At 68.1% G+C, this 26,427-nt stretch carries 23 protein-coding genes; 10 read left to right on the top strand and 13 right to left on the bottom strand.

The window, feature by feature from the left end:
• Positions 1-789 precede the first annotated feature (789 nt).
• From ACFY9V_RS35220 to ACFY9V_RS35210, 3 genes are all read left to right on the top strand, one after another.
• Complete coding sequence (locus ACFY9V_RS35220; RefSeq protein ID WP_391164382.1) at positions 790-1,284, top strand: DUF1524 domain-containing protein; 495 nt, start codon at positions 790-792, stop codon at positions 1,282-1,284.
• Between the two features lie 173 nt (positions 1,285-1,457).
• On the top strand, positions 1,458-1,736 hold the full coding sequence (locus ACFY9V_RS35215; protein ID WP_391164381.1) for a hypothetical protein: 279 nt from the start codon (positions 1,458-1,460) through the stop codon (positions 1,734-1,736).
• Between the two features lie 142 nt (positions 1,737-1,878).
• Entirely contained in the window at positions 1,879-2,565 is a 687-nt protein-coding gene (locus tag ACFY9V_RS35210; protein ID WP_391052940.1) for a hypothetical protein, read from the top strand.
• A 137-nt stretch (positions 2,566-2,702) separates the two neighbouring features.
• Here ACFY9V_RS35210 and ACFY9V_RS35205 read toward each other — a convergent pair whose 3' ends face one another.
• Complete coding sequence (locus ACFY9V_RS35205) at positions 2,703-3,662, bottom strand: hypothetical protein (protein ID WP_391052937.1); 960 nt, start codon at positions 3,660-3,662, stop codon at positions 2,703-2,705.
• A gap of 133 nt (positions 3,663-3,795) precedes the next feature.
• Between ACFY9V_RS35205 and ACFY9V_RS35200 the strand changes: the two genes are divergently transcribed.
• Complete coding sequence (locus ACFY9V_RS35200; RefSeq protein WP_391052934.1) at positions 3,796-4,350, top strand: hypothetical protein; 555 nt, start codon at positions 3,796-3,798, stop codon at positions 4,348-4,350.
• 205 nt (positions 4,351-4,555) lie between these two features.
• Here ACFY9V_RS35200 and ACFY9V_RS35195 read toward each other — a convergent pair whose 3' ends face one another.
• On the bottom strand, positions 4,556-5,080 hold the full coding sequence (locus ACFY9V_RS35195; RefSeq protein ID WP_391052932.1) for a hypothetical protein: 525 nt from the start codon (positions 5,078-5,080) through the stop codon (positions 4,556-4,558).
• Positions 5,081-5,371: 291 nt separating this feature from the next.
• On the opposite strand from ACFY9V_RS35195, the gene ACFY9V_RS35190 reads away from it, so the two are divergent.
• Positions 5,372-5,842: a hypothetical protein gene (locus ACFY9V_RS35190; protein WP_391052929.1), complete on the top strand. Its 471-nt coding sequence runs from the start codon at positions 5,372-5,374 to the stop codon at positions 5,840-5,842.
• A gap of 93 nt (positions 5,843-5,935) precedes the next feature.
• Here the strand turns inward: ACFY9V_RS35190 and ACFY9V_RS35185 are convergent, their stop codons facing one another.
• Entirely contained in the window at positions 5,936-6,361 is a 426-nt protein-coding gene (locus ACFY9V_RS35185; protein ID WP_391164380.1) for a hypothetical protein, read from the bottom strand.
• Positions 6,362-6,621: 260 nt separating this feature from the next.
• Positions 6,622-6,801 carry a hypothetical protein gene (locus ACFY9V_RS35180; RefSeq protein ID WP_391164379.1) on the bottom strand — a complete coding sequence of 60 codons (180 nt, stop codon included), beginning with the start codon at positions 6,799-6,801 and terminating at the stop codon, positions 6,622-6,624.
• A 356-nt stretch (positions 6,802-7,157) separates the two neighbouring features.
• On the opposite strand from ACFY9V_RS35180, the gene ACFY9V_RS35175 reads away from it, so the two are divergent.
• The 3 genes from ACFY9V_RS35175 (at position 7,158) to ACFY9V_RS35165 (ending at position 10,671) form a co-directional block, all read left to right on the top strand.
• Positions 7,158-7,346, top strand: a complete 189-nt coding sequence (locus ACFY9V_RS35175) for a hypothetical protein (protein ID WP_391052924.1) — start codon at positions 7,158-7,160, stop codon at positions 7,344-7,346.
• Positions 7,347-7,812: 466 nt separating this feature from the next.
• On the top strand, positions 7,813-9,234 hold the full coding sequence (locus ACFY9V_RS35170) for a replication-relaxation family protein (RefSeq protein ID WP_391164378.1): 1,422 nt from the start codon (positions 7,813-7,815) through the stop codon (positions 9,232-9,234).
• A gap of 399 nt (positions 9,235-9,633) precedes the next feature.
• Positions 9,634-10,671 (top strand): replication-relaxation family protein, encoded by a 1,038-nt coding sequence (locus ACFY9V_RS35165; RefSeq protein WP_391164377.1) that lies wholly within the window; start codon positions 9,634-9,636, stop codon positions 10,669-10,671.
• Positions 10,672-10,856: 185 nt separating this feature from the next.
• On the opposite strand, the gene ACFY9V_RS35160 is transcribed toward ACFY9V_RS35165, so the two are convergent.
• The 7 genes from ACFY9V_RS35160 to ACFY9V_RS35130 all read right to left on the bottom strand — a co-directional run bounded on the left by ACFY9V_RS35160 (position 10,857) and on the right by ACFY9V_RS35130 (position 19,344).
• Positions 10,857-11,660 (bottom strand): hypothetical protein, encoded by an 804-nt coding sequence (locus ACFY9V_RS35160; protein WP_391164376.1) that lies wholly within the window; start codon positions 11,658-11,660, stop codon positions 10,857-10,859.
• Positions 11,657-12,262, bottom strand: a complete 606-nt coding sequence (locus ACFY9V_RS35155; RefSeq protein WP_391164375.1) for a Helicase associated domain protein — start codon at positions 12,260-12,262, stop codon at positions 11,657-11,659. Before ACFY9V_RS35155 ends, ACFY9V_RS35160 begins: the two co-directional genes overlap by 4 nt.
• Positions 12,263-12,725: 463 nt before the next feature.
• Positions 12,726-13,970 (bottom strand): nucleotidyl transferase AbiEii/AbiGii toxin family protein, encoded by a 1,245-nt coding sequence (locus ACFY9V_RS35150; RefSeq protein ID WP_391164374.1) that lies wholly within the window; start codon positions 13,968-13,970, stop codon positions 12,726-12,728.
• A gap of 321 nt (positions 13,971-14,291) precedes the next feature.
• Positions 14,292-15,161, bottom strand: coding sequence for a nucleotidyltransferase (locus ACFY9V_RS35145; RefSeq protein WP_391164373.1), 870 nt, complete (start codon positions 15,159-15,161; stop codon positions 14,292-14,294).
• An 11-nt stretch (positions 15,162-15,172) separates the two neighbouring features.
• On the bottom strand, positions 15,173-15,718 hold the full coding sequence (locus ACFY9V_RS35140) for an SLATT domain-containing protein (RefSeq protein ID WP_391164372.1): 546 nt from the start codon (positions 15,716-15,718) through the stop codon (positions 15,173-15,175).
• Between the two features lie 176 nt (positions 15,719-15,894).
• Complete coding sequence (locus ACFY9V_RS35135; protein ID WP_391164371.1) at positions 15,895-17,166, bottom strand: hypothetical protein; 1,272 nt, start codon at positions 17,164-17,166, stop codon at positions 15,895-15,897.
• Positions 17,167-17,268: 102 nt separating this feature from the next.
• Complete coding sequence (locus tag ACFY9V_RS35130) at positions 17,269-19,344, bottom strand: hypothetical protein (RefSeq protein WP_391164370.1); 2,076 nt, start codon at positions 19,342-19,344, stop codon at positions 17,269-17,271.
• A gap of 628 nt (positions 19,345-19,972) precedes the next feature.
• Between ACFY9V_RS35130 and ACFY9V_RS35125 the strand changes: the two genes are divergently transcribed.
• Positions 19,973-20,464: a hypothetical protein gene (locus tag ACFY9V_RS35125; protein WP_391164369.1), complete on the top strand. Its 492-nt coding sequence runs from the start codon at positions 19,973-19,975 to the stop codon at positions 20,462-20,464.
• Between the two features lie 1,066 nt (positions 20,465-21,530).
• Here the strand turns inward: ACFY9V_RS35125 and ACFY9V_RS35120 are convergent.
• Entirely contained in the window at positions 21,531-22,673 is a 1,143-nt protein-coding gene (locus tag ACFY9V_RS35120) for a hypothetical protein (protein WP_391164368.1), read from the bottom strand.
• Positions 22,674-22,910: 237 nt separating this feature from the next.
• On the opposite strand from ACFY9V_RS35120, the gene ACFY9V_RS35115 reads away from it, so the two are divergent.
• On the top strand, positions 22,911-25,316 hold the full coding sequence (locus tag ACFY9V_RS35115; RefSeq protein WP_391164366.1) for a Helicase associated domain protein: 2,406 nt from the start codon (positions 22,911-22,913) through the stop codon (positions 25,314-25,316).
• 63 nt (positions 25,317-25,379) lie between these two features.
• On the opposite strand, the gene ACFY9V_RS35110 is transcribed toward ACFY9V_RS35115, so the two are convergent.
• The gene (locus ACFY9V_RS35110) at positions 25,380-26,426 is read right to left on the bottom strand and encodes an AAA family ATPase (protein WP_391164365.1); all 1,047 of its coding nucleotides are present in this window, start codon (positions 26,424-26,426) and stop codon (positions 25,380-25,382) included.
• Between the last annotated feature and the right edge of the window lies 1 nt (position 26,427).

The following is a 26,427-nucleotide window of genomic DNA, read 5'->3' as shown; positions in this document are numbered from 1 at the left end:
TCCCACGCCCCGCCCGCGGCATACGTCCCCGCGAAGAACTTCGCCGTGACCTGCCCGCCCGACGAGCTCGACACCTTCGCCGTCAGCACCGGCTTCATACTGTCCACCAGCGCCACCGCCTGCGTCGGAACATCCGGGGCCGCCGCCACTGCCGGCGCCCCCGACGCGATGACCACCCCCGTGGTCACCACACCAACAACCGCTCCCCAGCGGCCGAACACACATCTACGCACCCGCAGCCCACCCCCATCAGAATCAGCGCTCCGCCGTCCGGCGGCACGCCTGAGACATCCTGAGGCAGGCCACGTACGGAACGTTGCCGTCCGGCAACTGATTGCGGAGCGTGACGTCGGTGGCGTTCGGTCATCTCGGGAACATTCCGGCGGTCTGCCAGTAATCCACGGGGCAACAGGGATCCTGCCGGTGGAGTCCCGGACATCGGGACTCATTGACCCAGGATTGAGCCGAGCAACGAGGAGGAGTGACCTTCCTCATGACATGACCCGCGTCATCCGGGGAAAGAAGCGCAGCCATCGGGGCGCCCCCACGGGCATCGAGTCCTCACCGCAGCCGGGCCGACATCGCGGGGCGGCCGAAAGATCCGTGTTATGGCCGGTACCGTCCTGCCGGCCACGGGCCAGTGGCCGGGCCACAGGTGCGGCTGCGGGTCAGCGCCACGGCGTGGGCGGGCCTGGACCGCGGGCACGGGATCCTGCGCGGGCACCGGGCCCGGCTGCCGCGGCTTCCGTCCCCACGTCCGGCACCGCAGGGGAGACGGTTTCCCTTCCGGTGAGCCAGGCGCTCGCGGCGCTTCCGGTCCGGCCGGAGGACCGGACCGGGTACGAGCGGAGCAAGTTCCGGCACTGGACCGATGCCGACGGCGACGGGTGCTCGACCCGGCAGGAGGTGCTGAAGCGGGACGCGCTCACCGCGCCGGACCAGGGGCCGCGCTGCACGCTGACCGGCGGCGCCTGGTTCAGCCCGTACGACGACACCTACATCGACGACGCCCGCAGCCTCGACATCGACCACCTGGTGCCGCTCGCCGAAGCCTGGGACAGCGGCGCTTCGGCCTGGACGGCCAGGGAAGGCCAGGACTACGCCAACGACCTCGGCGACCCACGGGACCTGGTCGCGGCCTCCGCGAAATCCAACCGGTCCACGGCCGACAGGGACCCGTCGCAGTGGCGGCCGCCGGTTACCGCTGCACCTACGTCACCGACTGGATCGCCGACAAGACCCGGTGGGGCCTGGACATCGACACCGCCGAACAGACCGCCCTGACCAGTACCCTCGCCGACTGCCCCGACACCGTCATCACCGTGACCACCGCCCGGTGACCGCCGGTCTCTGGCCGCTGCCCTGCTTGAGGATTCGGCGGCGGGTCCTCCGGGCGGCGTAGCAGGCCGTGCCCTCCCGGTTCGGCGGTCGTTGGCCCGGCCATGAAAAAGATGATCATGCGCGGGGCGCTGACGGCCGCGGCGGTGGCTTTGGCCGCCACGGCCGGTGCCACTCCCGCCTTCGCGGACAACGACAGCAACTTCGGCAGCGGCGTGAACGCCGCGAACAACTGGAGCTTCACCGCGGCCGCGGTGTGCCTCCAGGAAGTCGCGGTCGTACCGGTGCTGGGCGACCACGTCAGCGACCACGCCGACAACTGCTCGAACGGCAACGTCATCGACCACACCGCGCGAGCCGTGGAAGAAGAGGTGACCAACGACCTGACCGGCCACTGACCGCGTCACCCCGGGACCGGCCGCGACGCCGCCCTGCGCAGCGGCCGGCCGGGCCGGCACATCTGGCAGGGCGCCGCATTGTCGCGCTCGAGGGCAGCGCGGGCCTGCTAGGTGGTGGCGGACCGGGTGAGGCGTGCACCGCGTGGCAGTCACCGCGGTGCAACCGCCGGGACCCGGCCAGAGCAGGAGCGAACGCGACCATCTGCACCGCCTGCTCGAACGGGAACTGTGGATCTTCGGCGAGGCCTACCACCTGATGAGTAGCGAGCGGGGCCTGACCGAGCTGCTGCGCAACCACCTCCGGCTTGAGGGCTTGCCGACCGCCGGGGTAGAGCCGGTCAAACGCTGGGACAGCCGGTCTGGCCGTACTGACCTCCACCTGGCTGTGAAGATGCGGGAGTTCGAACGCATCCGTCATCTCGTGGTCGAGCTCAAGGCGCCGAACGTCACCCTCGGGCGCCCGGAACTCGATCAGCTGGAGGACTACGCGAACGTCGTGCTGAAGAACCCTGCTTTCGCCTCAGAGAGGGCCGAATGGGACTTCCTCCTGGTCGGTACGGACTGGGACGACGTCGTTGAGAACCGGATCAGCGAGGACGCTCGCTCTCTTGGGCGCGTCTTCAATCCGGCTCGGAAGCAGGGGCGGCCCCAGGTACGTGCCTACGTACGTCGCTGGCGCGACGTCATAGACGAAAACCGTGCCCGTCTCGCATTCGTCACGCGCAACCTGGAACACGATCCAACCCTCGAAGAGGGCTTGGGCCACATCCGTGCGCAATACGCGGAACTGCTGCCGTCCGGGCTCCGCGAAGATCCGACCCAGACATGATCGCTGCCACGCCGCGGCGGAAGGCGAACCACCGCACGGTTTCGGGGGAGACCACACACCTCTATCCTTGCTCCGCTCCTACGGCCTGAGCAGGCCGGCGCCGGTGAGGACCGCACCCGGTTACGGTGGTGGGCGGATCAGCCGCCGGTCAGGGCTTGTACGTCGGCTTCCATCTGCTTGCGCCACCTGTGCTGCCGGTTGACGACCGCCACGGTGCGTCGTTGGACGGTGCGGACCGCGTCGCGGGTCTTGGGGTGGCTGTAGTAGCTGCCGAGAGTCTCGGTGGTGTCTCCGAATGCGCCGAGGACTGCGATGGTGGCGGCGGTGATGATGTCGGGGTCGGCGTGCATGGACAGCTGGCCCTCGGGGCTGAGCTCCACGGCCTGCTGCAGCATCCACGAGATGCTGTGGCTGGCGGCGGAGGAGATGCGGTACCAGGCCGGCGGATGAGCGGCGCGCTTGCGGACCGCGTCCACGAGGTTGAGTTCAAGGTTGCAGGTGACGCCGTTCAGCAGCACCCGGTTCGGCCGGCCCTTGTTGTCCAGCCCCAGCGTCGCGCCGGCGCCCGTGACGGTCCGCTCCGCTTGACGCCAGGCCGCTTCTGCCTTCGGCAGCGTGACGTCCGGCTGGAACTCCCTGGATGCGGTCAGGTGCTGCTGGATGCTGCCCAGCCACGCCGCGGCGATGCGGGCCGCCCGGGCCTCACTGGAGACCTCACCCTCGTGCAGGTAGGAGATCCTGACGCATCCCTCCATCACCACACGCGATAGAGAGACCAGCGGCCAGACCGACACCGGCTCGCCCACCAGGGCGCGCTCCATGGCCAGAACGTGGTCGGCGGCGTTTCCCAGCACCACCGACGTGGACCAGGTCCCCCAGGAAAGCAGCCGACGCCGCGCGGCGCGCTGCCGGTGATCGGATGCCGACACCCACCCTTCGTCCACGGCGGCTGTGCTCCCGGCTGGCACGGGATTGGGGAAGCTGCCGGCGAAGTCGAGAAGCGACGTCCTGGCGTGGCGCAGGGTGCGCGCCGACTCGTGGACTATCTCCTTCGGGACTCCCAGCAGCCGTGATGCGGGAACATCGTGCGTAGTCACAGCAGGACCGTAGGCGCCGCGCCGGCGTTCACCAACACGATTCCCGTCGAGCAGTCAGGGCTGTGTGCTTGTACGGGCGGCACCGGACGGATCCCGGTCGCGGTGTCGGTGCAGGTCACTACGCTCGCCGGGCATGACGATGACGCAGCAGGAGCTGGACGATCAGGTCCAGACGTTGGAGTTGATCAACAACGAGATGGCGGCGCGTCTGGCCCGCCAGTCGGACTCGATCGGCAAGGTCGACACCAAGGCGGTCGTGGTCGTCGGCTTCGTGGCCACGGCCGCGCAGTTCCTGGCCGCGCACAAGCCGCAGCCGATCCTGGCCAGCATCGCCTTCGCGGCCTACGCCGTCGCGCTGGTGGCGGGAGTGATGGCGTTCCGCGTTGCCGAGTACAAGGACCTGGAAGCGGACAAGGTCCTTGAGCACAATGTCCGCCATACCAAGGCGCAGGCCCTGGCGCAGCTCGCCGCTACGCGCTCGGGGATCTTCGTTGAAAACCGTGCGCGGCTGAACCGCAAGGGCACGTGCTGGACGGTCAGCCTGTGCGCGGTGGCCGTCGGCCTTGTCCTGTCGACTGTCGCCCTCATGGTCCACACTGGTGACCATGAGCGAAGCACAGAACGAGGGAGCCGGTCAGGCACCGCCGCCGCCTCCGCCACCACCGGCTCAGCAGCAGAGTTTCGCTGACACCTTCGCCAACCCGGCACTCGTCGGCACGGAGAAGAAGAGCGACGACCCGCCCGCGGTCACCCGGGTCGACCGCCCCGGAGAGACCCGGCAAGGCTGAGCGAGCGGCCCTGCTCTTCGATGCTCCCGGTGCCCAGCACCGGGAGCATCTGCATGTCCGCAGCACGCGGCGAAGTGCTTCCCGCCGCCGCACAGGCGGCCTGGATCAGGAGCGTTCGGCGGCGTATTGGCCGCCGATGGTCCACCAGCTGGTGAGGTCCAGGCCCGGCGGGACCGGCTGGCCGAACATGCCGGCTGCGTGGGCGACGGCGTCCATGGTGACGTAGCGGTCGGCGTCGCAGTCCTGCAGGTGGCGGCGGATCCGGTCGTCGTCCCAGCCGAGCATCTGGAAGAAGGCGCCGTTGGTGCCGGCCATCATCTGGGTGTAGGCGTGGGCGTCGGTCATGGCGTAGGAGGACAGGCGGGCCCACTCGCACAGGTTGTGGGGGAGTCGCTGTCCGAGCGCGATCACCTCGTTGAGGTGCTTGATGGCCCAGCGGGCGAGGTCGGCCTGAGCGACCAGCAGCACCGGCGGCACTGCCTGGCCGTCCCACACCGGGGCGGTCGCCGCGCGGGAGGCGCCGCGGGCGGGCGGGAGCTGCTGGCGGACTTGGCGCAGCGCCTGCGCGTGGGAGACCCCGAACGCGTCTTGGTAGCGGCGGGCGTCGTTGTGGCGTGCGTGAGAGGACATGGAGAACCTTCCGGCTCCGGTGCCGCCGCCGTGATCTGCGGCGTGGCCAGGAGGCCACAACGGCGTGCTGCGATGCCGCGGAGCAGCTGGGGCCTACTTCCCGCCTCACGGCGTGCGGGGTGCGTTTCAGCCGGGGCACCGTCGCAGCGCTTCGAGCGGCACCGTCTGCTCAACGAGACCGCCGCGGCGCGGTCACTTCTGGGCGCTGTGTCACGCGGGGTGGTCTGTTGGTGGACGCTGTGTTGCGTCAGGCTGGCTCGGTTCGTTCGACGCGACGAGGGAGGGGACGCCATGGCGTACCGGGACTGGACCTACCACGGCTTGCAGTTCGGGCCGGAGAAGCAGCGCAATCAGCCTGACGAAGCGTGGGAACCGGGGCGGATCTGGGTGGAGGAACCGGAGTTCGGCCCCACGGAACGGCAGGACGTCACTGTGCTGCGGGAGCTGGAGTCCGGCCCGTACGGCGACTTCGCGTGGGGTTACAACGGCAACGGGACCAGCCGGGCCGCCGCCGCGATCCTCGCGGACGCCCTGGAACTGGGGGACCCGGTCAAGGCCGGCATCTCCGTCGACGACGGCCTGGAGGACGACGTCCTGATCCGACTGCGCGAAGCGTTCTGCGACGAAGTCCTCTCCCAGGACTGCGCGGAGTGGCGGCTGCGCCGTGTTGTGGTCCTGCGGTGGGCGCGGTCCTGGTACGGCCAGGCTGCCATCACAGCCCTGCCGGACGGTCTCCAGCTCCCGGCCCTGGACGACGACTGACAGCACCCGCAGCTACGCGGCCCTGCGCAGCGGGCGGTCCGGGCGGCACAGCGGGCAGGGTGCGGCGTCGTCGCGCTCGAGAACGGCGCGGGCCTACTCGGTGCTGGCGGGGCGGGTGAGGTCGCGGGCGGCGCGGCAGTCGCCGCGGTGCACGATGCGGGCCGGGCCGACGTCGCCGGTGAAGTACACCTTCTCCTCGACCTTCCAGGCCGGGGTGATCCCGGGCCGCTCGGTCGGCACTTGGTCGTAGGGCTGGCCGTCGATCGGCTGGCACAGGGATGCCGGGGCGCGGAAGTCGACCGGCGCGGGCAAGACCAGGAGCCGGCCCCGCTCGCTGCCCTGGCTGGGCAGGTGGATCTGCAGGGCGTACCACCAGCCGTCCGGCTCCCTGATCCGGGACTTCACCACGGCGAACAGGTGTTGCCCGTCGGGGAGGGTCACGTCGACCAGCGGGCCGTCGGCCTGCGGCAGCGCAGCCGGCTGCCCCACGCCGTGCTCCTGGTCCTGGTCGTCGCTCACTCCTCCAACCTAGTTCGATTCCCCGTTCGATTCCACGGTGGAACGGTGCGTTCCCCCGGACCCGCCGCGCGTTCCACGGACATCACTACCGCAGGTCACAGCCCCGGAACGCTGGAAAGCGGCGACCCGGGCGTGCGGGTGAGCGACCCCTCCGGCTGCTCACCCGCACGCCCTTGGGCTGCGCGAATCGGTCGGGAACGGTGGGGAACGGTGGGTATGGGCGGGGAATTGGGCAATAAGGGCGTGATGGAACAGTGCGGCTACCGGCGGGCGCTCGGCCGCCGGCGGGAGCGGCGGCTGCGCTGGAGTTCCCGCAGGGCCGTGCGGATCTGGGGTGCGGTCGGCGCCGGGCGGCCGCGTGCGGCCAGGTCGACCAGCAGGTTGTCCACCAGCCGCGTCAGGTGGTCGATGTGGTGGCTGGTCCGGGGGCTGCGCCTCATGGCCGTCTCCTTCGGTCGGGTACGCGGGGCCGGTTGCTGCCCCGCCCGTAGGCCACCCGCGACAGAAGCCGGCGTTTCCCGGCGTCAATGAACAAAATTGAGGCGTGTGTGACGGGTGTGACGTCCGGATAGGGGCCGCGCCACGGAGCCCATGCGGCACTGGCCCCTTGACCACCCCCTTGACCACGCCGGGCCGTGGTCGGCCGCGCCCCTCTGCGAACTGGGACGTAAGGGTGTGGAACGTCGCGGGAGGGCCAGGAACGGGCAATTGGTGTGGTCAAGGGGGTGGACAAGGTGAAAACGGGCGTCGTGGAACGCTGTTCCTCGCGCCGAGTCGGCGGGCTACTGTCCTTCGCATGGCACACACGAACTGGTCAGTGGAGTACCCGGTCGACCCAGCGGCCTCGCTCACGGGCCCCATCCCCGTCGGCGCCAAGCTGCTCAGCAGTCTTACGGCCGCGCTGAGCGAGGCTCCCCTCGATCAGTGGGCGTTCGAGATCGACGGCGAGCCGGTCGACGGCTACCAGACTTCCAGGAGCGCCTGACCGCGGCGACAGACGTCCGCGCGGGGCAGTACGTGGCTCGCGCTGGCGGGGTCATCGTCCAGTCCACTTGATGAGCGGCGTAACGGGGCTGGTCGGGCTGGTGGGCGAAATTCCTCAAGGACTACTGTCACACGGGAAGATCGTTTCGGGCCTGTAGCAGGTGATGGCGGAGTTCTGTCCGCCCCGCACCTGGAAGGCGTCCTTGATGGACCTGACCGATCCGACCCGCCCGCGCAGCGCGACCGCCGGGCCCCCGGTCACTGCGAGCCCCGCAGCCGGCCACACGCCGGGCCCTGTGGCAAGCCACGGACCCCTCCCGCCGACGGCGGGCATCGTTCCTGCTCACACCCCTTGTCCGCCCGTTCCGCAGGACTGCGACACCTCTTCTCCCGCCCTTGAACGCTCGGAGAAGGAGGGGTTCTCCTCTTCGGGGCCTGCCCGGGGGGCGGCGGGGCGCGGCCGACGGGTGGCGCGGGCGGGCGCCGAGATCCGCGGCGAGGTGCTGGTGACGCTGGCCCGGCTGCGGCTGGCCGAACCCGAGCAGCTGCGTGCGCTGCTCCTGGACCACCAGGAGGGCACCGACTACGTGCGCCGCGCCCTGCGGAACCTCGCCGCGGAGAAGCCGCCGTTGGTGGGCCGGGTGCAGCGGGCACAGCAGTCGTACTGGTTCTGCACGACCGCCGGTCTCGCGGAAGCAGCCGCCTCCGGGCTGCTGCCCGCGTTCAACGGTTCCGCCGGCGGCCGCACGACGGGGAGGAAGGCGGCGGCGAAGACGGGCTTGCGCGAGCACGGCCTGGCCCTGGTCGACACCGCCTTGGCCTTCCACCGCTCCGGCGCCGCCGACGCGGGCGACTGGCAGCTGGAGGCCGCGCACCCGACCCCGGCCGGCCCGCTCATCCCCGACGCCGTGGTGCTGCTCGCCACGGGAGCGTTCGCGTTCGTGGAGCTGGACCGCGGCACGATGTCGTACGCGCGGGTGCTGGCGAAGCTGGACCGCTACGCCGCCTACCGCACCGCGCCGCCGTCGGGGCGGGGGAACGCCGCGAGGGCGCCGCGCTCGCACTGGCAGGAGCACTACGCCGGGCCGTACCTCGAGCAGGACTTCCCGCGGCTGCTGGTGGTGTTCGCCCCGGCGTCGCGCCGCGCGGCGCCGCCCACCCGGGAGGCGGAGTTCCTGGCCCGCGCAGCCGGCCGGCAACCGGTCCGGCACCGTCGCCTGGTGGTGGCCACCACCACGACAGCTCGGCTGGCCGCGCACGGCCCGACCGCGGCGGTGTGGCGGGTCGCCGGCGCCGTGGAAGGCGGTTGGAGCCTGGACCGGCTCCCGGCCCCCAGTGATCCGATGAGCGGATCTCCCCTCTTACCCCGTACGCACCCCCGGTCGGGTGGTTTCGCCGCTTCGCGCTCTGACGCTGGCGGGCGGCGCGTACGGTCTCCGGCTATGGGCGACGACATCGAGCTGACCGACGATGAGCACCTGCGGGCGCTGGCCGCGCTGGAGGCCGTCGTCGGCAACAACGACACCGGCCTGGCGGTCCTGGCTGCGAGCGGGGCGGGGGAGAAGGCGCTTCCGAAGCTGCTGGCCGCGTACGGGAAGCACACGCTGGAGCGGATCCTGGTCGCCGCGTTCGGCATCACCTCCGAGACCGGCCCCGGTGAGACGGGCCCGCGGCTGGCGGAGCTCAACGCCGACCCGCAGGCCCGCCTGGCCTTCCTCCTGGCCGAAGCCCTGCGTCAGCAGGCGGTGCTGGCCGGCGACGACCTGGCCACCGCCAAGCACATCGGGATGTCGATCCTGGGGGCGGTCCACGCCTTCACCGACGCCGACAACGACGATGCCCTGACCCTGCTGCGCGCTCTGCGCAACGAGGTCCTGCGCCCCGGCTGACCGGCCGGGCCGGTTCGACACGGCTCCTGCCGGTGCCCCTTCCGGGACCACTGCCACGCCTCCTACCGGCCAACCTGGCACCGGTCAGGGCGTTTGCGCAGGTCAGGCCGCAAGTAGTGATGTCACTGGAAGCCTCGACATCCCCTCTTGCCCTCCACCCCCTGCTGCACCCGATGAAAAGGAGACGGGTGCGGCTGGGTGGTGGGCGAGGCGCGAGGGGCTAACGGGCGGTTTCGTGTGCCTCCGGCGGCCCTGGCGGGGCGCAGGCCGCCGCTGTGTGCGTCGGCCGGGAAGCGGAGCAGCAGGGCGCTGCGGGCCCATCAGGCGGGCGCTGACGCTGCTTTGACGGTGGGCCGGGCGAGACTGGACTGCCTGATCACCGCAAGCGGGGAGGCAGGCGTGAGCCAGACACAGGAGCATGGGCAGACCGAGGCCGAACAGCCGGGGAAGCCGAAACCGAAGCGGGTGCTGTACCCGTACGGGTCGGCGTCACCGGAGCGGGACGACACGATCACCGTGCTCGGGGCGCTGAAGGTCGCCACCGCCACACAGATCATGCGACTGGTCCGCCCGCACCTGACCGACAACAAGTCGATCCGCAACGCGCTGCTGGACTTGGCCAAGCACGGCCTGGTGGTCTCCGAGGGCAACACCGCCGGACCCCGGGGCCGGATCGGCGCCCCGGGCCGGACGGGGCCGGCGGCGCAGAAACTGTGGCGGCTGACGGCGGCCGGCCTGGACTACGCCGACCAGATCCTCGAGGAAGGCGTCGACGGCGGCCTGGCCCGCGGGGTGGCCCGGGGCGGCGCGAAGCACGCGATGGCCGTGAACGAGACCGTCACCGCGTTCGTCCGCGGCGGCACGCTTCCCGGCGCGGCCGCGGGCATCTGCGGCATCGGGGCGTTCCGCACCGAGACGCACCTGCCGATCGCGTCGGGCAGCAAGGCGGCGGTGCGGGTCGACGCCGTGCTGCGCGCCCCGGCGGCCGGGGTGCCGGTGCTGATGATCGAGGTCGACCGGGGCACGGAGTCACCCGAGCGGGTCGCGGAGAAACTCGCCCGCTACGACCAGTACTTCGCCCGCCCGGTCTACGACGGGAAGCGGCACAACGCCATGATCGGGGAGGTGGAGAAGCTGCACTGGCGCACGCTCTTCCCGCCCACCGGCCGCCCGGGCACGCCGCCGGTGGCCCTTGTTTTCACCGGGGCCGGCCGCACCGCGCTGGCGGGCCGCATGAACCGCGTCCTGAATCTGACGGCTGAGCACTGGCAGCACAGCTTCCTCGACTTCCACACCGGGCCCGGCAGCGTGCCGCTGCTGCTGGCGATGCTGGACGACCTCACCGCCCACGGCCCGAAGGGCCCGGTCTGGCACAGGGCCGGCGGCCACATGCCGCTGCGCGGCCTGGTCCAGGCGCTGGACGACACCCGGGAGTGAATCTCACCCTTGGGACAGCGAATCTCTCACCGATGACAGCGGGCCCGCCCGTGGCTGCCTGGTGTCAGCAGAGCCGGGCCGGGTTGGCCACCTCGTGTCAGCGGGACAGCCACGGCGGCACACACAGGCCGGGCCGGGGCTCCCTGCTCGGAGTCCCGGCCCGGCCGCGCTGCTGCGTGTGGTGGTCACCGGGTGGGGCGGCGGACACCCCAGACGTAGGCGAGGTCGTCCAGCAGGACGTCCTCCAGCTCGCCCTCCCACAGCCCGTACAGCAGCAGCCGCGCGGTCTCCATCCGTTCGCAGACCACGAGCGTTTCGGGCTGGCCGACCAGGGCGTAGCGGCCGTGTGCGGCGGGCGCGCTGCCGGGCCCGTGGGTGCGGAGCAGCTTCTCCAGGCGCTCGCGGTGCCGGTGGGCGAACGCCTCCAGGCGCTGTACGTAGCCGTCGTGTTCTTCCTCGCGTACCGCGGACAACGCGACGGTCAGGATCTCGCTGGACGCCTCGGTGGTGAAGAACTGGTCCGGGGTGGTCAGGGCCCACGTGCACCGCAGCGCCGCCGCCAAGACCTCCGCCGGGTCCAGAGCCGACCCAGCCGGGGCCGCGGGCGGTGCAGCCGGCTGCGGCACCCGCCCGGCTGGCTCCCGGAGGTGGGCGCGCAGTTCGGCGCTGGACGCGGCCCGGCCGCGCTGAGCGGCAGCGTCGTCGGCGATGCGCAGCAGATAGCTCGACACCGCCCGCACACCGGCGAACCAGCCGTCCTCGAACGGCTGCTGCGACCCGTGCAGTGCACTGCTCTCCGACACCCAGGTGTGCGCCCCGGCAACCGCCCCGGCCTCCAGCCGCGAGACCAGCACGTCCGCTTCCGCCGCCGGCACCCCGGCTGCGGCCAGCACCTCGAACAGCCGCAGCCGCGCGTTCACCGCCTCGCCCTGGTGCCGACTGATCCGGGCCAGCTCTTCCCCGTACGCGTCGTGCTGCGTGCCCGTCACGCTTCCTCCTTGGCCCAGCGCATCCCCAGCTCGGTCAGCTCCTGGCGGCGCTGCTCGCTCAGCTTGTCGGCCCGGCGCCTGGCGTTGTCCACGAACATGCCGAGTTTGTGTTCGACACCGTCCACCATTTCGACGTGTTTCCGGGGCACCTGAAGGTGCCCCTCGCGGCCGTGGAACTGCCGGGCGGCCCGAACGTTCGCCGCCCACTTGTCCGCCTGCGTACGGGCCGCTGGCGGCCTCTCGTCAGGGTCTGCCGGGCCGATGCCGAGCATCATCTCCAGCATCCACTGCTGCGCGGGCAGCAGCGCGTCCCAGCCCAGGCGCTGCGCCTGGACCCACGCTCCCAGGTCCTCGCCCTGCACCGTGGCCTCGCCCGGCCCCGGCAGCGCGGCGCCAGCCTCGATGACGCCCCTGCACAGCTTGTAGCAACGCTGCCAGGCCACCGGCCAGGCCGGGCACCACGACGGGTCGATGGCCTCCAGCGCGTCCCGGCGCTCCTCGGTCAGCGCGCCCGTGGTGGAGCCGACCGGCAGCCCCTGCTCGCGCCGCGCCTCGATCTCCGCGAGCCTGCGCCCCGCCGTCCTCAAATTCTTGGCCCACACCCCTGTCGATCTTCTGTCTAGTTACGACATGCCTGGCGCTCTGACCTCGTCTGTTTGGAGTTCAGGTATTAAAACTGGCATGCCGTCTACCTCGAATGGTTTGGTCTCCTTGGTGTGGACGGGCGATGCGATTGGTCTCTGAGCTGCAGTGCTGTGATTACACAGAGGATGTCGTAACTGTAGAGATAGTCTCTTGGGAGATGCGGCGGGGCGGCAGTCTGCGAATGGTCTCGAATGGGCATGCAGTCAGCGAGGTGGTGGGCTGTGCGTCGGCGGTCGTCGCTGCACCGCCCCGCCCCTGCCCGCGCTCCGCCCGTGTCTGGTTTGGCGGCCCTGTTGGTTGCTCACCAGCGGTCGAAGATGATCACAGTCACGACGCAGTCCATACATGATCGATCTGCTTGCCCCGTTCGGCTACGGGAGGCCCGCGTGGTGCGGCTACTGAGGGGAGATGGGTACTGGTCTAACGCCGCTGTCCAGGCCGCCGGAAGAGCGATCTGCTTGTCTGGCGGATGCCGCGCTCGGGTCCGAAGCCGATGCGGTCGCTGAACTCGCCGGCCTTTGCAAGCTCGACCTCGTACCGCGGTTCGAAGTGCTCGTCAGTGACGGTCAGGTCAGTGATTTTGTGGTGGAACAGGGACTTGGTGCCGGGGCCGGACCGGCGCCCGCCGGTGCGGTCCCACACGTACAGGTACTCCTGGCCGACCCCGTCGTCTCGGCGCTTGAAGCGCAGCGCATACGGTTCGACCAGTCGCTGGTGCCCGTCGTACGTCAGGCGCATCAGTCTGTGCTCGGCGCCTGCTTCCATGATCGGCGTGCGCAGGTTTGCCGGGTAGAAGGCCCCTTGGCCATGCTCACTCATGTGGAAGTCGGCAAAGAGCAGGCTCAGTTCGGTTTTCCAGCGGGCCACTGTCCCGGTGAACTCCGGGAGGCTGTCCCGAGCGCAGGCGATGGTGGTGTCCCACAGATGGCGCATGCCGTCGAAGGGGATCTCGGTGAGCAAGTTGAGGGCTGCGGCCGGGCTGGGGCCGAAGATGGTCTTGCGGAGGAACGTGTTGATCACGCTGCGCTTGTCGACCTGGATGTCCTTGTTGATGAAGGTCGAGTAGGCGATGTCGAAGAAGTCACGGATGGAACGGCGTTGCAGGAGGCACTTCAGTTTGTCGGCGAGTGCTTCTTCCAGGCTGACCACCGTGAGGTCTGAAGCGCAGGCGGCGTGGTCGCTGTAGGGGTGGATGAGCGTGCGTGACTGCGGTGGCAACTGGAGGCGGGTGAACTCGGTGACGTCCAGGTGTAGGCTCACCGGCACATTGCTGCTCTTGCCGTAGAAGTCAGTGAAGAACAGCTCGAATGTATGGACCGTCTGGGCTTGGTTGATCCTCTCCCGGCTGGTCTCCTCGGCGCGGTCGAGGTGGAACTGGACTCCCGTTCTGGCCTGTGCCATCCGGCTGATGTCGTTCAGGGTGTCGAGGAAATCATTGGGATCGATACGGTCGGGGAAAGCGAAGTCGAGGTCCTCGGAGAAGCGTGTGTCGCCGAAGTACCCTTTCCGTAGAGCGTTACCGCCCTTGAGGATGAGGCGGTCGCCCAGTGGGCTCTCACCGTAGAGGCCGGCGAGGAGCCAGCCGAAGAGGTAGTCACGCTGCACATGGGACGGGTCAACGCCGAGCTCGGCGCTCTTCTCGTCGATCTCCTCGCGGCTGATCACGCAGTCTCCTGGTTGCCACGTAGGGCGCAAGCCCCTAAACGGTCCAGCAGTCACATTATGACGCCGTTGCGGAAGGTACCGGGCATCAATCGGTTGCAGCTGCAGCTGCAGCGATGGCGGGCAGGCATACGGCCGCTCTGCAGCTGGTCGGGGGAAGTCCCGGCTGGAACCGGGCGGCTTCCCACCGGGGCCGAGATGGCTGCGCTGGCGCGTCGCTGGCGGCCGAAGCGTCAGCAAGCGAGAGGCAGCAACGAGCCCGCGGCTGTCATTGGCAGATGAGATGACCATTGGGGCCATCCGCGTTGAGATCCCAGGGCTTGGTCAACGGCGGGGAAATCGGTGCGCGAAAAGGAGATCGAGGTAGGCGAACGCGGTGGCGTGATCGCCGTTCCTGTAGGCGTCGAGCGCCCTTCTCGCGCGGCCAGCCCCAGTGCTGAGCTTTGACAGCGCGTCCCGGCGGGTCGCCTCGCTGGAACACGCAGCGAAACGGTTTGCCTTGCCCTTGGGGTCGTTCATGTCGGCAAGGCGGTGGCCGTCGAGCTTCTCGAGCAGCCGGCAGATGTCCCAGACAGGGAGGAAGCTGGGCTCGGACGCCAGGTGCTGGGCCGCGCGCATCTCCAGGTAGAAGGACGAAACCGGCACACCGTTGTAGTACTTCCATGCCTTGGCCAAGCGAGCAAGACTCTTGGCGCCGGCGGCGACTGCGGGCTGTTGGTTGACCTCGCTGACGTAGTCCAGATGCGCGGTGGGGGCGGAGTCCATCCAGCCAGCGGTGGCTCCGGGAATGTCGTAGACCGAGGTGTCGCCGCCGCGCAAGGTGAGGAAGCCAGGAAGGACTTCCCAAGTCTCCGCGCCCGCGGCGAATCTGACCTGGACAGTAGGCCGCCGGATGACGACCGGGGTAGCGGGGAAACTCAGCTGCAGGGCTGACTTCACCCAGCCCAGAGCTGTATCAGAACTGGCCGGGCGAGGGGCCTTCACGCTGACCAGAAGGTCCACGTCGCAGTGCCCACGCACTCCTGTCCCGTGGGTGAACGACCCCGTCTCCCTGAACAGCAGGATACCGAACGATGCAGATCGCAGCGAAGCCTCCACACCGCGCCGGTGGCGCGCCTTGGCCTCGCGTTCGGTTTGTGTGGGTGTCAGCTGCCGCAAGAAGAGGTCAAATCCCTGGGTCACCGTCAGTGCCATCGTTCTGCTCTCTACCGTGCGCCAGACTGGGCGTCAGGTTCGTCGACGGCGTAGGTCTGCCCGCCGCCTTCCACGTTCGCTTTTCCCCGCTGGTATGCGCGCCGGCTAGGAGGCTCGGCCGTCTTGTTCTGCTCGCCACGACGTGCAGTGAGTTCGGCAAGCGCAGCCCGGGCTTCGTCTATTGACCAGGAAGACAGATCGATCTCACGGGCCTGACGGGCGGCAGTTTGGATCTCCAGGTAGGCGTTGGCTGCAGCCGCGGCCTGGTTCATGCGGTGCGAGGCGTTGATGGTAGTCAAGATGGCCCCTAGGCCGGCTGCAACGAGGGCAACGCACCCGGCGGCCACACGCCCAGCGGCTGTCACCAGGGCGGTAGCACCAGCGACAGCAGCCAGGCCACTGGCTGGGACACCTAGCCAGAGATTGATCACGCGCCAGCGCTTGGCCTGTTCGAACTGTGACTGTGCGCTGTATTTCGCACTCTCCTCCAGCCGCTCCAACTCAACTGATATGGACTGGCGGCGTTCGACGTCGGCTGGCTGTGTAGTCTCCGGCATGGAGCCACGCTAGCGGTGAGCACCGACAACGTGGAGCACCATACTGTTCGACCCACGAGGGTCACGGACGGCCCCTACAACAGCGACGCCGCGGCGTGGGCCTTCAGGCAGGCCGCCAGCCTGGGCTGACCGAGATCCCAATGGCGGATTGGGCCAGGGAGTTCTGCGCCATGGCGCTATCCGAATCCAAGCGGCGGGACGAATCGGTACGGCTCCCAGCAGTTCAGGCGCCATTGGCCGGGCAGAAGCGACGAGACCGGCTCCCCATCGTCGTCCTCGTACAGCCATCGAATCGCCGTCCGCAGAGGTTCGTCCTCGGGCTTGCCAGCCAGGCGCAGTTCGATCTCGACCAGGCAGGAGGCCGGCGCGACGTGATCGACGGCCAGGACGGCGAAGTCCGTCAGCACATGGTCGGCGTACTGCATCCGCACCTCGCGGGGCATAGCAGCACCGTGCGTGCCCTGGAGGGGCTGCGAGATCCACTGCGCCATACGCCCGTAGTTGCGCTGCGTCCAGGCGGTCAGGAACTGCCCGGTCGCCGAGGCGGGGGCCTCCTGGGCGAAGCCTGCGTCGTCCTTGCTGACGCGACGCGGATTCCACGCGTCGTTGGCCTGCTGGTGCCTGCTCAATTCGGACAGCGATCGCCACAGCTGTTTCCAGGTCGGTCGCGGCGGTGGCGGGGTCTTCTCCTTGATCGTTGCGTTGGCCCAGTCGACGACTGCGAACAGTCGGTTCCAGGCCTTGGTGGCCACCACGACGTTGTCGTAATTGAGCAGGCTGCCGTGGACGATGCCATTGCGGTAGAGCTCGTAGACGGGCTCCTCGTTGGTGGCGCTCTTTCCCTTGGTGAACGTCTTGTGCGCGTTGGCCAGACCCATGTGGTGCCCGACGACGCTGTCCCAAGCGTGGAGATCCTCGGCCTGCCGGGCATGCAGGCCCCGGCGTACGGTCTCGAACTCGTTGACGAAGCCGTCCATGACGCTCAACAGCAGGTGGATGCAGCTGTAGTAGCGCCCAGCAGCGTAGTCCTCATGGGCCTTGAGGATCAGGTGCCGACGCTTGCGCAGGGCTGGCAATTTGTTGATCACGTGGAGGCGAAGAGCGAGCGCGTCGTAGTCGGTGTACAGGGCGATGAACGCCTCCTCGGCGGCCTCTGGCCCATCACCGGATGCAAGGAGCTCCTCGACGTCATCGACGGGGAGATTCTCGTGGAAGATCCAGTTCTTGGGCCCCAGGACCCGGTAGAAGTCGTCCACCGTGTCGCACAGCCGTTGCAGTTGGCGCTCGATGGCCGCAAGGTTCGGGCGCTGGTCACGGGGGAGCAGGAACCGAAGCACCCGCGCCTGACCCAGTTGCTGACGCAACTGGCGAACCGATGGCAGATCCTGGGCCGACGCGTAGCCTGCGGGACCACCCGAACTGGCCGTATCTGTCCTCTCACTCTCCATTGCGTTAAGTTAGGCACCCCTACGGCGAAGCGCGACCGGTTTGCCGCCTGCGCCGAGCCCTTGTACGTGAGCCTGTAGCTCAGTGCACGTCCTGTCGTAGACTCATTCTGAGGCGATCTGAGTGCGCCCGACGCCGCTCAGAATATCTGCCGCGTAGTGCAGCCACAGGTCACTGGTGATACGACCGCGTACTCCCAACGGATGCTCGTTCTGTGTTGCCCACGCCTTAACGGGTGTCTCGTGCAGGAGGCCGTCTGAGCCCAGGTGCTCTTGGTAGCCTGCGCGAGCCATACGGAACGAGGCCACAAGCCTGCCGGGCGTGCGGCCGGTTCTACCGATCGCGATCCCCTGCTCTTTGGCCCAGGTCCGCACCTCTTGAGTTTCCGCGGGGGTGATCACAAGACGAGGGTTACGCCTGGCCTCGGCAGCGCGGCAACCGCAACTGGTGGTGGTGCCGTAGGAGACCTGGCTTTGGACTGCGGTGCAAGAGTTGCCGCACCGGCATTGGTAGTCGCGGACGATCTCGCTCGGCTTGTCTGGGTTGCGGTAGGGCTCTCCGTTCGGTGTGAGCCAGCTGTCTGCGCTGGGGACGCTCGCGGTTAGTGCACGAGGGCTTCGTTCCTTCTTCGGCCGTGGTCGACGCGGGGGGCGTATTTCGCCCCATACAGCGACGATGTACGCCTCGGCCTGGTGCTGCCCGGTTGGCACTCCGCCGCTGCGATAGTCCTTAAGGCCGGGGCAGGAGCCGGGAAAGCGTTCCTGTAGCAGTGCAGCAACAGCGCAAGCCTGCTCGTGGGGACTGCTTCCCTCGGCCAAAGCCACCGTCAGGGCGTGTTCGCCCTCTACGGGCTTAAGATCGCCGATGCGGACGTGGACCAGCGCATTCGTCAGTCCTGCGGCGGCCAGAACCGCGCTCTTCTCGCCTTCTTCGCGGCGGTTGTGTCTCGAGCGCAGCTGACTGCTGTGGTGGTAGGCGCCGTCGTACTCGACGCCGATGATGCCGCCGGCCTCGGGCAGGCGCAGCAGTATGTCCACCTCGACGTCCCGGTAGCGCCAGTGGACAGGCTTGTGGGCCTCGGGTATCGATAGGCGGTGCGAGGCGAAGTCCGTGACAGCTGCGTCCAATCGGGGATCTCGCGGTGTGGGTTGCACGAGGTCGAAGAGTCCGGCGAGTTCAGCGGCCAGTCTCACCTGCTGCTTGGAGACTCCCGATGTTGAGCAATCTCGGCAGTCGGAGCCCTGGACCCGGTTCAGGACTGTCGCTTCCCACTTGTGGTCGTGACGACAACGCCAGGGCACGGTCGCATACGTGGGCCTCTCACCGTGGCGGGCTCCGCGTGCGTTGTGCTGGGAAGTCGACATCTGTCTCGCGTCCAGGCAAGGGTCATCGAGTTCGTCCGCGAGTTCGGGGAACCACGTCCAGAGGCTGTTCGTGTCGTCGATGCAGTAGCCGGCGCAGACCAGGCAGCTGTCTTGCTGCAGTGCTCGGCTCTTGATCACCGCTTTGAAGTGATGCTCAACCTTGTGCCACTGCCCTGTCTCCGGGTCCACCGCCCACGTTCGGCACTGCCACGGAACGCTCACCTGTGAGCCGTAGGCCAGATCCTCGGCTGAGGATGGTCCCTGATACTGGGCAGCTAGCGTGGGTAGGTCGCTGAGCCGCGTTAGTTTCCGACACGCTGGGCAGCCCGAACCTGACGGGACGCGGTCCTTGGGCCAGGCTGCCCAGGGTGTGTGCTCGTCGGGGAACAGAGGGCACTGCCACCGGTAGGGACTCAGCACCCCTTTGGTCTGGGCGGTGGCAAGGACCTCCCTGGGACTGTGAGGGTTACTTGGATCCCACTGGCCAGCAATCTCGGGCACGTCGGCAACCGTGGTTCTGCCTCTACCGCCAGCGCGATTGTGCCATCGTGCCTTCACAGCAGCCTTGTGCGCGTTCCAGTAGGCGTTCGCCTCTGTCTGGCGCTCCCGAGCGTGCTTCAGCTCCAGCATGACGCGGCTGCTGCGCTCGGCGTTGACCTGTTTCCAGTACTCGCGCATCTGCTGCAGCATCCGCCGTCGGTCTTGGCGGCTGCCACTTCCTGGCGTCAGCGCCGGTGGCTCTTCCGGCCATGACGCCGATTGCGACGTGTCTGAGGTGAAGCCGAGATGCGCGTGAGCGCTGATTGCTGTGGGCACGGCGGCAATGTATGGCGAGCTACTGACAACCAGGCCCGGGCCGGGGCCGGCGGGCAGCCTTCGTGACAGCACGCACAACCCGCCCTCAAGATGAGAAGACGCCTCGAACGCGAGATCGCGAAGGCGGGGGCGGGGCGTGCGGGGCAGCGCGTTGGTGCCGGATCGTCCTGTCGGCCATCCAGGGGCAGTCTCCGATCTTGGAGGCCGCCCTGTGAGGCGGTTGATCTTCCCCGCATGGGTATTGACCAGGCAACTTGCCGAGGTGGGGAGGGCCCGGTAGCTTGCTGAGATTAACACTTGACACAAGCAAGGTTTGAAGGGAGGGTGGGGTGGGGTGACATCTCGGATGGATGTGCTCCTGGCAGCGCTGGACCGGCAGGGATTCAAGAGTCGGCAGAGTCTGCAGGGGTCCTGGTTCTTTACTCGGAACGGTGACACCACTGTGGTCCGCGAGCCGCAGACACCACGAGAGTGGATCGATCTGCTGTACGTGCTTCGGAGCGCAGGGTTGATCTACCCGGAAGAGGACTAGTCGGGTGTGGGTGGGGGCCAGAAGGCCGGGCCCCCTCCCGCCGTCCATCCGTTGGCATTGCTCGATACGCCAGATTGAGCAGGAGAGGAGAAGGACATGACAAAGGAGTGGCGGGCGTCGGTGACCGCAGTGGATATCGATGCTCTCCTGGACGAACAGTTCGAGGTGTTGCTGCAGTCTTTGCGCGCTGTCATCAGGCATGAAGCCGAGCGTCAGCAGCTTCATATGGTGTTGCGCTTGCAGGCCCCTTGCCTGGCTGAGGCTACAGAGACCGCCTTGAGCACGGTCACCGAGAGTCTCCGAACTGCACTGGGGAGCTATCCGCAACTGATTGACTTGCGCGTGGTCGAGTCTGAACAGGCGGATGCCGAGCGAGACCACCCCAAAGAAATGGAACTCATGGGATACACGGAAGCCGCTGCAGAGCTAGGCGTCAGCCGACAGAGGGTAGCTCAGTTGGACGGTAGCAACCCAGACTTCCCCCGCCCGATTGGGCGCATGGGGGCAGGTCCGGTCTTCACCGCCGACTCCATTCGATCCTTTGCTCAGCGGTGGGACCGCAGCCCAGGCAGGCGAAAGGCGGCCTAGGCAGCGTTTCGAGTGCGCAGGACCTCGCTGGCTCCTGGCCTTCATCAGCCAGCGAGGTCCTGCCCCTCGGGCGCTTCTAAAACGGAGGAGGCGACTGAGTGCTACTCCCCGTAGTGATCCAAGTGGTCGTTGAGCTCGACAGCTGATCGATCGGGTACCCCTTGCGGGCGTCATAATCGAGCGACGGGTAGCCGATGCGCACATAAGCCGGGGTCTGCACCAGCGGCCCCGGGAGGTACTTAGCGAGCGTTTGGCCTATGCGGCATTGCCTACATCCTCCCGCCTTCGGCGTGCAGGAAGTCGCGGAGGGCGCGTCGCAGGGTTGGTAGGGGGGCGGTGGCGCCGGCGCGGTTCAGGGAGTCGGTGACGGTCCAGGTGATGAGGTGTCCTAGGCGGGAGAGGTACAGCCCGACCTGGCCGATTCTGTATTGGTTGTCGTAGTCGAGTAGGAGGTAGCCGGCGGCGCGCAGCCTCGTTGGCGATTGATTTGTTGAACGCCACGTTCAGGCCGCGCTTCTTCGTGGACTGGCCCATCAGCGCCAGCACGGTGGTCTTGCCGGTTCCGGCGCCGGCCGTCAAGGCCAGTTCACGGTCGGATGCGAACGTCTCGCGGGCATTGTGCTGCTCATCCGTGGGCATCAAAGCGGAACATCCCCATCCTGAAAATGACTGTGCTGCCGCGCCGGACAGACGTGGTGGCAACCAGGACTGCGGTGCACGCGGGCGCGCGGCGTGTCAGGGTCTTGAAAGCGGAGAGCGCCGTCAGTGGCGATGCAGCGCGATGGGTGACGCCGGACGTATTCGAACGTGCTGTCGTGAGTTCCTGGGAATCCGGTCGTGCGTGATGTCTAGCGCCGTGAGCTGGCTGGTGAAGCAGGGCACAGTGGCACCGTAGGACACAGCACTGACAGTCCAGTTCCCGAGCGGTCGCTAACGACGAGCCAGGCAGGGGCAGTTGGGACGAACCAGGCTGGTCTCGCCCGGTGAAGCACGGGGTGCCCCCCCTGATCGAGCGGCGTATGCCAGGCAGGCACTCCTCCCGGAGGAGGGGGTAACGGCTCTCGGCTCATGCGCGGCCGTCCACGGTCCAGCCTCCCAGAGCCGGCTGGAGTTCGTTGGTGAGCAGTTCGCCGAGCTGCCACTTCAGGCAGGAGCGTTTACCCAATGGGGCATGGAGAACGTGAGTCCCGTCTGCCACCGGCAGACGCCGGAAACGACCGCGTGCCGGCCGCTCCACCGGCAGCGGTGTATTTTGCCGCCGCGGTGTCAGCGGTGGGTGGCGATCAGCCCGTCGTTCCACCGGGTCCAGCCCAGGTTCGTCCGGGATGCCCCAACGGTCCATGAGAGATGCGACTCTGGCTAGCCATCGGTGGTGATCATTGAGCGTGAGGGTGCCCCGTAGCCGCCGCCGCTCACGGGTGGCGAGCGCCTGGGCGAGGCTGACGGCCTCGGGGTAGAACACCAGCGGCGCCACCCGCAATCCGTCGCGGCCGGCCCGCCCCAGTACGAGCTGACGCTCCCGCCACACGGGCGCATTCAGTGCGCGGATGTTCCACCAGAGCGAGACGATCGCGTAGGCATCGGCGAACAGCGCGCGACCACCGGCACCCAGCCGCCGCTCGAACAGCAGCCGCTGCTGGTGGGCGTAGACGACCTCGGGCAGTCTGCGAAGTGGGATGGCAGCTGTCCCGGGTTCGCGGCGATTGTCGAGCCAGCGTTGGTGCACCGCGCAGACCTGCCAGGGCGCGTCGCTGGCCAGGTAGGCCAGCAAACCGGTGCCCTTTACGTGGGCGCACATCTCACACATCCGCATCAGGAAGCAATCGCGGTCGTCCCAGGGCCAGTCCCACACCGGGCCGCTCTCATCGGGCAGCAGGCGGTGCGGGCGCAGGTTCGGCAGGGCGAACTGCAACTCGGTGACCTGCCGGCCGGACATGACAGCCAGGCGCTCCAACGCCTCGGCATTCACGTACCCGTCGCCGTAGCAGGGGTCGCTCGGGCAGCCGTCCTTGCGGACCGACGTCCCGAACATGGCCCAGAACTCCTGGTCAGGGATGCCGTTGGCGTTCGCCAACCGCCGGGTGTAGGAGCCGGTCGATTCCCCGCCGATGAACCGCACCGACAGCGCCAGCTGTCGCGCCGGCCGCCAGACCTTGGCCCGGCGCGACGGGGCCGAACGGGTTCTGCCGGAGCGCGCAGCCGCCACCATCTACCAACTCCTCTCACCACACTCGGTCCGGGCTGCAGGCCCCACCGCGGTAGGGCTCGCGTGACCAACGGCTCCCATCTATCTACGGCCTCACGGCTCCGAACGCGCAGGGTTCCCCTCCTCGTCACTGACAGAAACGGATCTTTGGCTGAAAGTGATCGACGGGCTCATTGAGACACGTGATCTGCCAGGTACAGTCCCGCGCGCGATCCGACAAAAGGGTCACCGGGAGGGGAAATGGAGTTACGTGCGCACCAGATCGCCGCGATTGCCGCTATCGAAGTGGCTGCGGCGGCCGGCGAGCGGCGCATGACGGTGGTGTGCGCATGCGGCACGGGCAAGACCTTGATAGCCATCAAAGCAGCGCAGTCCCTCGCGGAAGAGGGCTCGGTCCTTGTGCTCATGCCGACGATAGACCTGGTTACGCAAACCATCCGACGCTGGCGTGAGGCCGGCCGTGCGGGGCGTGCGCTGGGCGTGTGCTCCCTTAAGCAGGCCGACACGGGGTTGTCCACCGAGCAAGTGGTGATGACCCGCAACCCGCGCAAGATCGCGCGCTCTGCCAGAGCAGATGGCCCGTTCACCGTTTTTGCCACCTACGCCTCGCTCGACCGTATCCGAGATGCCCGCGAGTCGTTTGGCCTGCCGCCCTGGGACCTGGTCGTCGTTGACGAAGCCCACCGCACATGCTCTGCGTTCGGCGACGGCTGGGGCACCATCCACGACGACGGGACGATCCCGGCGAAGATCCGTCTGTACATGACCGCTACGCCCAGGATTTGGGGGAGCCCGGCTGTTCAGGACCCGTCGCTGCCGTTCATGGAGCGGATCCCACTGGCCACCATGGACCGCCGCGAAATATTCGGGCCGACGGTGTACGAACTGGGCATGGCCGAAGCCATCGAGATCGGCATCCTGGCCGACTACCAGGTCGTGCTGCCCATCGTCGACGACAGTGACCTGCACAGCATCCTGGCAGCCCGCGCCCCCGGCGTCACCGCCCACCTAAATGGACTACGCAACGCCGCCATCCAGGTTGCTGTCCTGCGTGCGATCAGCGAACACCGCCTGCGCCGCGTCCTCGTGTTCCACAACCGCATCGACGTTGCCGAAAGATTCGCCGCGACCCTCCGGCAGACCGCCGAAGAAGTCGGCACCCCCCTGCGCCGCGAGAAGTTGTGGTCACGAGCCATCCACAGCAAACAATCGAGCGAGAAGCGGCGTGACCTGCTGGAAGACTTCGCCAACCCCCACCGGTCCTGCGCCGTCCTATCCAACGTCCGGGTCCTCAACGAGGGCGTCGACATGCCCGACGTCGATGCCGTGGTCTTCAGCGATCCCCGCTACAGCCTCATCGATGCGATCCAAGCCATCGGCCGCGGACTGCGCCAGCCCCCCGGCGCACGCAAGAAGACCACATTGGTCATCCCTGTCTACCTCCACCGCGGTGCCGAGGCCACCGACCTGCTCAAGAACACGTCGTTCGCGACGCTACTCACCTTGCTGCAGGCGATGCGCGCCCACGACGAGTCGTTCATGGACCGCATCGCCCTACCCAGCCTCACGCGCGGCAGCAGCGTCCTGTCACACCACATGCTCTACGCCCAGCCCGAGCGGGCTGCCCAACTCGCCAGGGCACTCGGTCTGGAGATCACCGTCCCCGCGATCGGCACGTGGGAGGAGGCCCTGGCCGCCGCCACCGCCTACAGCACCCGGTTCGGACACCTAAACGTTCCTCCCGACTACATCGACGACGAGTCCTTCTCCCTGGGTCTCTGCCTGAGCAATCTTCGTCTGCGCTACCTGCTGGGTCGCCTGGCCGACGAGCAGCAACAGGCGCTGAACGCGCTCGGCATGCGGTGGACCGCCGACCCAGGACTGTTCGAGACCATGCTCGAACAAGCCCGAGCCTGGGCCACGGAGCACGGCCACCTTCTCATTCCTGAAACGGAGGAGGTCGGCGGCCACAAACTGGGTAGGTGGATGGCCTTGCAACGCAGAAAGGCTGAGGACGGCCGGCTACCCGCAGCACTTCAGCAGACGCTGGAGGCCCTCGACCCGTACTGGAACCCGCCCTGGCCCCGGATATGGCAGCGCAAATACCTGCGTGCCAAGGCCATGTCACCGGGCCCGGAAGCCTGGCGGCCCGAAGCGGGCCGCGCCCCGTACATCCGCGGCGACGGCATGATCGGGGAGTGGGTCTACCGCCAGGAGAGCGACTTCTTCCGGCTGCCCCACCAAGAGCAGCGCGACCTGCTGCGCGCCATCGGGATCGGCCCGCGGCCCGACGGCCAGGAATACGGGGGTACCAAATACGCCCCCGCGCGGCGCCCCTCCGCCGTTCAGACCAGCGAGCTCGAGAGCCCACAGAATAAGCACGCCGAGACAAAAACACCCATCGACCATGCCCTTGAAGATGCCGCGGCGTTCCTGAAGCGTGAAGGGCATCTCGACGTCCCACCCCGCCACATCGAGCAGCGCCAGTCGGCCGCCCACCGGCCCTCGCGGATCCCCCTGGCCTGGTGGATCCAGCGCTTCCGTACCGAGCCGCACACGCTCAACGCAGAGCAGCGTCGCGCCTGGGAGACGATCCTGAAAAAGGCGAAGCGTAGCGAACCTCCTGAACCGCCACCTGCCGCGTAGTGGCACCACCCCACCAGGGGCCATACACGGGTGAGCGGGCGAACTTCCGGTCCTAGCGGCCAACTACAGCTGCACCACCCGGCCAAGCTGCACCTCGTCCAGCAGTTCTTCGGTGATGCGCTCCTCACCGCTGAGGATCGCGTACTGCGCCGCCTGGCAGATGAGATGGGAGAGCGTCCGCATGTAACCGTGGCTGCGCTTGTGCAGGTAGGGCGACAGTTTCGTCAGGTCCTTCCGCTCATGCTGGAACAGCCGCAGGTTCTGGTCGAACCGGTCGACGATTGTCACGAATGTCCTGGTATCGTCCTCGCTGAAGCCGATCCTGCTGGTCCGCAGCTTCAGACTGTCGCTCCACGGCACTTCTCCGTCCTCGGGCGGGGTGTCGGTGTCGCGGAGCTGCGCGTCGACGATGACGTGCGCGTTGCGCCCGCACCAGACCACTGTGGCGCCGGTCTCCTCGCTGATGACGTCCAGGTACTGAAATGCCTGCTCGGCCTCGACGCGGCTGCGCAGCCGTTCGACGCCGTCGACCAGAACCAGCAGGGTGCGCGCATTGCGCATCGCGCGGATAACCGACTCTGTTGGATCCCCGCTCTCACGCTCCTGACCCATAAAGCGGGCAAACGCGCCGGCCCAGTTGCGTACATGGCCGCGCCCCGGCGGCGGAACAGTCAAGGCGACCACTGGGATCCGGTTCTCGTCCGGCCCGTATAACCGCATCAGCCGTCGATGCCAGTGCACGGCGATCGCGTCCATCAGCGTGGACTTGCCCGTGCCACGCGGCCCGTCAATAACGATCATGACCTTGCCTCCGACGCGCTGCCGGTTTGCTCTGACGACCTCGGCAACCGCCAAAATCCCGGCATTGACAGCAGGCGTGATCACCGTGTGCATGTTCGCGCTATACAGCAGCCGCTGGTCGTTGTCGGCGACCTTGGTACCCGGTGGGGCGCAGTCCGCCAGATCCGGGATGGTCTGGCGCAGCTCGGCTCGTGCCCGCCAGGTGTGGCTGTCCTCTGGCCACATCGGCACCGGCGGTGTCAGGAGCATCTGCGCCGGCACCGTGGGGTTGCTGAGTGCCTGCAACTCCTTGCGCGTCAGGTCCGCCATC

This window comes from Streptomyces sp. NPDC008317, assembly GCF_042955955.1.
Taxonomy (GTDB): domain Bacteria; phylum Actinomycetota; class Actinomycetes; order Streptomycetales; family Streptomycetaceae; genus Actinacidiphila.
Note: the sequence above shows the minus strand (reverse complement) of the source record. Positions and strands in the feature narration are given on the sequence as shown.

Coding starts and splice junctions, on each gene's coding strand:
- ACFY9V_RS35215 (WP_391164381.1), top strand. CDS start 1,458: ATGCGCGGGGCGCTGACGGCCGCGGCGGTGGCTTTGGCCGCCACGGCC.
- ACFY9V_RS35200 (WP_391052934.1), top strand. CDS start 3,796: ATGACGATGACGCAGCAGGAGCTGGACGATCAGGTCCAGACGTTGGAG.
- ACFY9V_RS35195 (WP_391052932.1), bottom strand. CDS start 5,080: ATGTCCTCTCACGCACGCCACAACGACGCCCGCCGCTACCAAGACGCG.
- ACFY9V_RS35190 (WP_391052929.1), top strand. CDS start 5,372: ATGGCGTACCGGGACTGGACCTACCACGGCTTGCAGTTCGGGCCGGAG.
- ACFY9V_RS35180 (WP_391164379.1), bottom strand. CDS start 6,801: ATGAGGCGCAGCCCCCGGACCAGCCACCACATCGACCACCTGACGCGG.
- ACFY9V_RS35175 (WP_391052924.1), top strand. CDS start 7,158: ATGGCACACACGAACTGGTCAGTGGAGTACCCGGTCGACCCAGCGGCC.
- ACFY9V_RS35145 (WP_391164373.1), bottom strand. CDS start 15,161: ATGGCACTGACGGTGACCCAGGGATTTGACCTCTTCTTGCGGCAGCTG.
- ACFY9V_RS35140 (WP_391164372.1), bottom strand. CDS start 15,718: ATGCCGGAGACTACACAGCCAGCCGACGTCGAACGCCGCCAGTCCATA.
- ACFY9V_RS35135 (WP_391164371.1), bottom strand. CDS start 17,166: ATGGAGAGTGAGAGGACAGATACGGCCAGTTCGGGTGGTCCCGCAGGC.
- ACFY9V_RS35125 (WP_391164369.1), top strand. CDS start 19,973: ATGACAAAGGAGTGGCGGGCGTCGGTGACCGCAGTGGATATCGATGCT.
- ACFY9V_RS35120 (WP_391164368.1), bottom strand. CDS start 22,673: ATGGTGGCGGCTGCGCGCTCCGGCAGAACCCGTTCGGCCCCGTCGCGC.
- ACFY9V_RS35115 (WP_391164366.1), top strand. CDS start 22,911: ATGGAGTTACGTGCGCACCAGATCGCCGCGATTGCCGCTATCGAAGTG.
- ACFY9V_RS35110 (WP_391164365.1), bottom strand. CDS start 26,426: ATGGCGGACCTGACGCGCAAGGAGTTGCAGGCACTCAGCAACCCCACG.